The sequence below is a fragment of the Photobacterium sp. MCCC 1A19761 genome (assembly GCF_037389125.1).
In the GTDB taxonomy this organism is placed as follows: domain Bacteria; phylum Pseudomonadota; class Gammaproteobacteria; order Enterobacterales; family Vibrionaceae; genus Photobacterium.
Window position 1 is genome coordinate 111137 of record NZ_JAZGTF010000025.1, and the last position, 6147, is coordinate 117283.

Genomic DNA, 6147 nt, shown 5'->3' on the forward strand with positions numbered 1-6147 from the left:
GCCGGGCCTGATTCGCACCCCATGAGCTCCTGACGCGCGGTAATACACTCTGGCGAGGGTTTTCCCGCGCGTTTTTCGACCCTCCGGCCGAAAAATTCTCACCAATTAACGAAAAACTGATTCACCGCAATTCATTTCCCGAGTCTCTCGACGATACTTGGCTTGTATTTGGGAGGGAGGTAACAGTTTACCGCCCTCCGTTTTCACGCATCTGTACAGCAGAATGAATACAACGAAGAGTGGGACATGGATAAATTAATTGATCGGTTTTTGCGTTATCTGAGTATTGATACTCAATCAGACGCTTCCTCTACCCATAGCCCAAGCACGGAAGGACAGAGAGTGCTCGCCGACGATATCAGGCAAGAGCTGATCGCATTGGGGCTGAGTGATGTCGATTTGGATGAAAACGGTTATCTCATGGCCCGTTTGCCTGCGAATGTAGACTATGACGTCCCGGCGATTGGTTTTATTGCGCACCTGGATACGTCACCGGATGCTTCCGGCAAGCATGTTACCCCCCAAGCGGTTGAGAATTACCAGGGCGGGGATATTGCGTTGGGGATTGGCGATGAAGTGTTGTCACCGATCCAATATCCGGAGCTGCATCGGCTACATGGCCAGACGCTGATTATGACTGACGGGACCACGCTGCTCGGCGCCGATAACAAGGCCGGGATTGCCGAGATCCTGACCGCTGTAGCGCATCTGATTGCCAATCCGGATATCCCACATGGCGAGATTTGTGTTGGCTTTACCCCGGATGAAGAAATCGGGCGGGGTGCTGATCGATTTGATGTCGAGAAGTTCGGCGCCCGGTGGGCTTATACCATCGATGGCGGACCGGTCGGTGAACTGGAGTATGAAAACTTCAATGCCGCTGCGGCCAAGGTGACTTGCAAAGGCGTGAATGTCCATCCGGGCACGGCCAAGGGTAAGATGGTGAATGCGATGCACATCGCCGCTCAGTTCCAACTAATGATGCCGGCAGATGAAACCCCTGAGTGTACTGAAGGTTATGAAGGCTTTTATCACTTAGTGGCGATGGAACCGTCCGTTGCAAACACCACACTGCATTACCTGCTACGTGATTTTGACCGTGACGGCCTGGCAAAGCGTAAGGTCGTAATGCAGGAAACGGTCGACGCGCTGAATCGGCAGTTAGGAAAATCGCGAGTGACGCTGGAGATCACGGACAATTACGCCAACATGCGAGAGATGGTCGAGCCGCATCCGCATGTGATTGAATTGGCGAAGCAGGCCATGATTGCGTGTGACGTGCAGCCGGAGGTCAAGCCAATTCGCGGAGGCACCGATGGTGCGCGCTTGTCTTACATGGGGCTACCGTGTCCGAACATTTTCACCGGCGGTTATAACTTCCACGGGATCCATGAATTTATTACCCTGGAAGGCATGGAAAAAGCTGTGAGTGTCATCGTAAAACTGGCTGAGAAGACCGCGCTTCATTATCGTCCGGCCTAGCGGCTATGTTTTTCGTCATGCCTTATTTGGCTGTGGCGTAAGCAGCGCCCTAAGACAACTCTTGATTGAGGTGCTGAACCCTATCCTCCAATGTGTGCCGCTGCGAAGGCGGCGCCATTTGTCACAATCTTCCCAAATTTCTTCTCACTTTCATGTCTTTACTGCGAATTTTTCCAGTGGCGGTAAGGTTTAAGCGATTTTTATTTCTGTCCATATTTGTACATTTAGTGATTCTCCAATGGTGAATATTCACAGATTTATACACTGATCACCCGTACATATTGGCTATCCGTGGTTAGTGGTGCTAAAGTTGTCCATATATAGACATTGTCATAGTCAAGAGGTGGCGATGAACGCATCCCAAGCCACAAATCAGGCCATTCAGGCAAATACCGGGAATCAGGTATTGCCCGTCGTGTTTAATATTCTGGATAAATGGTCCTGTACCCAGGCGCAGCAAATGGCGCTGTTGGGACTGAGCAGCCGCTCCACGCTGAATAAGTACCGGAGTCATCCGGAATCGGCCAAGGTGTCGAACGACTTACTGGAGCGTATGAGCTATATCCTGAATATTCATAAGTGTCTGCGCATTCTGTTCAGTGCCGAAGAGAGTGTGTATCAGTGGGTCCAGAAGCCGAATGCCCATCCGTTTTTTGCCGGTCGTTCAGCCATGGATGTGATGACACAGGGAAAAGTCGTGGATTTATATCAGGTGGCATCTCGCCTCAATGCCTGGCGAGGTGGGAAATCGTAAATGGCATATCCACAGCAGTCCTTTCGGGATCAGCACTGTTTTCGTTTGATCCCATCCAAGTATCCGCCTATTAACTTGTATGAAGATGTCGCCTCGCCAGAGCAGCTCGAAGCGGTGTTTGCCGTCGAAGCCCTGACAAATCCGCGTCTGTCGGAAGAAGTCGGCAATTTCAGCCAGATCCCGGCAGATGAACGACTGGTCGGGATCCCGCATTGCAGTTATGTGATGGCGGCGTTTACCCATATCAATCCGGATGGCGCAAGGTTCAATACCGCGGACTTTGGCGGTTACTACGCGGCACCGGATGTGAACACCGCCATCAAAGAAACCGTGCATCATATGGAGCGGGTGATGGGTTACACCCAGGAGCCTGCGCAGGATATTCAAATGCGCTGCATCGATGCCTGGTTCAGCGCCGAGCTGACAGATTTAACCGCCCAGCCTTATCTCGATTCTGATCTGTATCACCCAACCAACTACAGTCATTCGCAGGCACTGGCCACAGAAATCAAAACTGAAAAGGGGGACGGGATTGTGTATCAGTCCGTCCGTCACCAGGGCCATGCCTGTTATGTACTGTTTAAGCCGAATCTGGTCAGTAAAGTTTGCCAGACCCGCCATTACACTTACAAATGGAACGGAGTATCGGTGAACTCGGTGCTGGAGATGAGTTTGATCTGATCTCAACGGTTTCATCATTGGAGTAAAGTAAAACGCCCTGGCATGTGCTCAGGGCGTTTTGTTTAACGTTACGGAGGTGAGGGCATTACTATTTCAGGTAACGCTCCACCAGATGGTTTCTGAAATGCTCCGCATTCAAGCGCTCGCCGGTGGCTTCAATCAGCAGCTTGTCGGTGGAGAGCGAGGAGGCTTTTTTCCAGATGTGCTTATCCAGCCAGTTGAAAATCGGCTGTAGATTACGCTCGCGGATCAGGTTGTCGACGTTCATTTCTTTGCGCATCGCGGCCATAAACTGAGCTGCATACATGGCACCCAGAGTATAGGACGGGAAGTAACCAAAGCTGCCGTCGGTCCAATGGATATCCTGCATACACCCGTCGGTGTAGTTTCCTTTGGTCGACAGGCCGAGATACTCGGTCATTTTCTTATCCCACAGCTCCGGGATATCCGCCACTTCAATATGGCCTTCAATCAAGTCACGCTCAATCTCGTAGCGCAGGATCACGTGTGCCGGATAGGTGACCTCGTCTGCATCAACTCGAATAAAGCCCGGATTAACGCGGGTGTTGAGCAGCGTCAGATTCTGGCTCGACAGAGCCGGGTCATTGTTGCGCCCGAATGCTTCTGCAGCCAGCGGAGCCAAAATTTCCACGAACGGTTCACTACGGGCGAGCTGCATTTCAAAGAACAGGCTCTGGGATTCGTGAATGCCCATGGAGCGCGCTTCACCAATCGGCAGGCCATGCCATTTTGTCGGCAAGCCTTGTTCATAACGGGCATGGCCGGTTTCATGCACCACGCCCATCAATGCGGAAGTGAAGTCATCTTCATCATAGCGGGTGGTAATGCGCACATCGGTCGGCACCCCGCCACAGAATGGATGGACACTGACGTCCAGCCGGCCATGGTGGAAATCAAATCCGAGTTTGGACATCACATCCAGGCTCAGCGCTTTTTGCTGCTCAATCGGGAACGGGCCAACCGGTTGAATGGCCTTTTCCGTGCCTTGTTTTTCGCGCACCTGGCGGATCAGGTTTGGTAGCCAGCGCTTCACGTCACTGAACAGTTGATCAAGCTCAGCTGTCGTCATGCCGGGCTCATACAAATTCAACAGTGCATCATAACGGCTCAGTCCGGTTGCTTCCGCACGGATTTGCGCTTCACGACGGGCTAATTCAACCACTTTCTCCAGGTTGAGGCTAAATTCATGCCAGCTGTTGTTGGCTCGTTGGGTGCGCCAGGCGTGCTCACACTTCGAACCTGCCAGCGATTTTTCCTCAACGAGATCGGTGGGCAACAGGTTGTTGATCTGCCATGAACGCTTCATTTCTTTCAGGCTGACGGTTTCCTCTGCAGACAGCGATTCTCTTTCTGCCTGCGCAAACCAGTCGTCCAGGTGAGCGGCAGTTGCCAGCTCATGTTGCATGACAGCCAGTTCAGCCATGGCTTCCGAACGGGCTTCATTCCCACCTTCAGGCATCATGGCGGCCTGATCCCAGCCGCAAATTGCATTCAGGTGAGCGAGGCGAGAGAGCTTCTGATAATGTTGCTCTAGTTTTTTGTAGAAAGTCATTACCTATCCTTATGTTGACTACTACTTGGTAGATGAATCTCCTGCCAAGTTTTACGATCAAGCATAAAAGTTTTTGATTCGTTAAAAAATGGTAAACCGAAAAAAAATATGAATTTTTTGTAAAAATGAGGCCGGAGTATCGAGAGGTTGGAAATTAACCACTTGTAAATAAAGGATTTTTGTTTTTAATCGTTCATTTTTTCTCGTCTGAGTCATTGACGTGTTAATCAGCGAATTATGTTGGTAAAGCATAGAGTTTCAGCAGAAAACTGCGTAGATGTGGTGGTTAGGCGTTGCGTATCCACCCAATGAACGAGTATTGCTGGATCAAAGAGCGAGAAGTGGCTGAAAATACAGAGTAATTATGTTATTAGTTGCACATTGTTCTGAGTTTCAGGGGCGGTTTGTAAGTGTGTATGACATTTGGTAAGCCTTGGTAAAAGACGCAAATATCCCCCTGACACTTCGATATACTGGCCCGAACCGGAAAAGAGGATTGGCGACATTACCATGCAAAGGACAACTCGACTTCGCGCAGCCGTGATTGGCACCGTGCTACTCTCTGGCATTTTTTCAACCGCATCTCTGGCGGCGCCAACGATTATTCCCGATCCACCGCACCTGGGGGCAAAAGGCTATATCCTGATAGATTTCCACACCGGACAGGTGCTGGCGGAGAAGCAAGCTCATGAGCGGCTGAACCCAGCAAGCCTGACCAAACTGATGACCAGTTATGTTGCCGGCCAGGAGATGAAAAGCGGCAATATCACCAAGGATGACAAGGTTGTGATTAGTCGCAACGCTTGGGCAAAAAACTTCCCGGATTCCTCAAAAATGTTTATCGAGGTGAACACGGAAGTCGCCATGATGGATCTTTATCGTGGCCTGATCATCCAGTCCGGCAATGATGCCAGTGTGGCAATTGCTGAACACGCCGCCGGCTCTGAAGGCGCGTTTGTCAGCCTGATGAACTCCTGGGCGAAGAAGTTGGGGATGAAGAACAGTTCGTTCACGAACCCCCATGGACTTGACAGTGATGGGCTTTATTCGACACCGTACGATATTGCGCTGCTTGGTCAGGCGTTGATCCGTGATTTGCCCGATATTTACCGTCTTTACAGTGAACGTTCTTTTACCTACAACAATATCACCCAGCGGAACCGCAACGGCTTGCTGGGCGATCGCAGCATGAATGTTGATGGTATGAAAACCGGCTACACCAGCGGCGCGGGTTACAGCCTGGCAAGTTCGGCAACGGAAGGCAACATGCGTTTGATCGCGGTTGTGATGGGGGCGAAAAGTACCAAGGCCCGTGAAGCGGAAAGCAAGCAGCTGCTGAACTATGGTTTTCGATTCTTTGAAACCCTGTCACCGCATCAACAAGGTGAAGAAGTCCTCAAAGAGCGGATCTGGAAGGGAGAGAGCGCTTCGATTTCACTGGGGGCTGCGACGAACACTTACGTGACCTTGTCACGCAATGACAAAGATAAACTCACCGCTAGCATTGAGCTGAAGGATAAATTGATGGCGCCGGTACAAGAAGGCGATGTTGTCGGTCAAATTCTCTACCAGGTGGATGGCGAAACCGTGGCGCAAGCCCCGTTGGTGGCATTAGAGAGTGTTTCCGAGGGCGGTTTCTTTAGTCGGCTTTGGGATA

At 51.0% G+C, this 6147-nt stretch carries 5 protein-coding genes; 4 read left to right on the forward strand and 1 reads right to left on the reverse strand.

Annotated elements, in window-relative coordinates; genetic code table 11:
- The first annotated feature begins 246 nt into the window (after nucleotides 1-246).
- From pepT to VV869_RS19320, 3 genes are all read left to right on the forward strand, one after another.
- Nucleotides 247-1482: a peptidase T gene (pepT, locus tag VV869_RS19310; protein ID WP_337736554.1), complete on the forward strand. Its 1236-nt coding sequence runs from the start codon at nucleotides 247-249 to the stop codon at nucleotides 1480-1482.
- 349 nt (nucleotides 1483-1831) lie between these two features.
- Nucleotides 1832-2236: an MbcA/ParS/Xre antitoxin family protein gene (locus VV869_RS19315; RefSeq protein ID WP_337736555.1), complete on the forward strand. Its 405-nt coding sequence runs from the start codon at nucleotides 1832-1834 to the stop codon at nucleotides 2234-2236.
- Complete coding sequence (locus tag VV869_RS19320; RefSeq protein ID WP_337736558.1) at nucleotides 2237-2917, forward strand: RES family NAD+ phosphorylase; 681 nt, start codon at nucleotides 2237-2239, stop codon at nucleotides 2915-2917.
- A gap of 88 nt (nucleotides 2918-3005) precedes the next feature.
- On the opposite strand, the gene VV869_RS19325 is transcribed toward VV869_RS19320, so the two are convergent.
- The gene (locus tag VV869_RS19325) at nucleotides 3006-4490 is read right to left on the reverse strand and encodes a carboxypeptidase M32 (protein ID WP_337736559.1); all 1485 of its coding nucleotides are present in this window, start codon (nucleotides 4488-4490) and stop codon (nucleotides 3006-3008) included.
- A 510-nt stretch (nucleotides 4491-5000) separates the two neighbouring features.
- Between VV869_RS19325 and VV869_RS19330 the strand changes: the two genes are divergently transcribed.
- A partial coding sequence (locus tag VV869_RS19330; RefSeq protein ID WP_337736560.1) for a D-alanyl-D-alanine carboxypeptidase family protein occupies nucleotides 5001-6147 on the forward strand: 1147 nt, incomplete at its 3' end.

Excerpts from the sequence above, each read along its gene's own strand:
- pepT (WP_337736554.1), top strand. The coding sequence starts at position 247 with ATGGATAAATTAATTGATCGGTTTTTGCGTTATCTGAGTATTGATACT.
- VV869_RS19325 (WP_337736559.1), bottom strand. The coding sequence starts at position 4,490 with ATGACTTTCTACAAAAAACTAGAGCAACATTATCAGAAGCTCTCTCGC.
- VV869_RS19315 (WP_337736555.1), top strand. The coding sequence starts at position 1,832 with ATGAACGCATCCCAAGCCACAAATCAGGCCATTCAGGCAAATACCGGG.
- VV869_RS19320 (WP_337736558.1), top strand. The coding sequence starts at position 2,237 with ATGGCATATCCACAGCAGTCCTTTCGGGATCAGCACTGTTTTCGTTTG.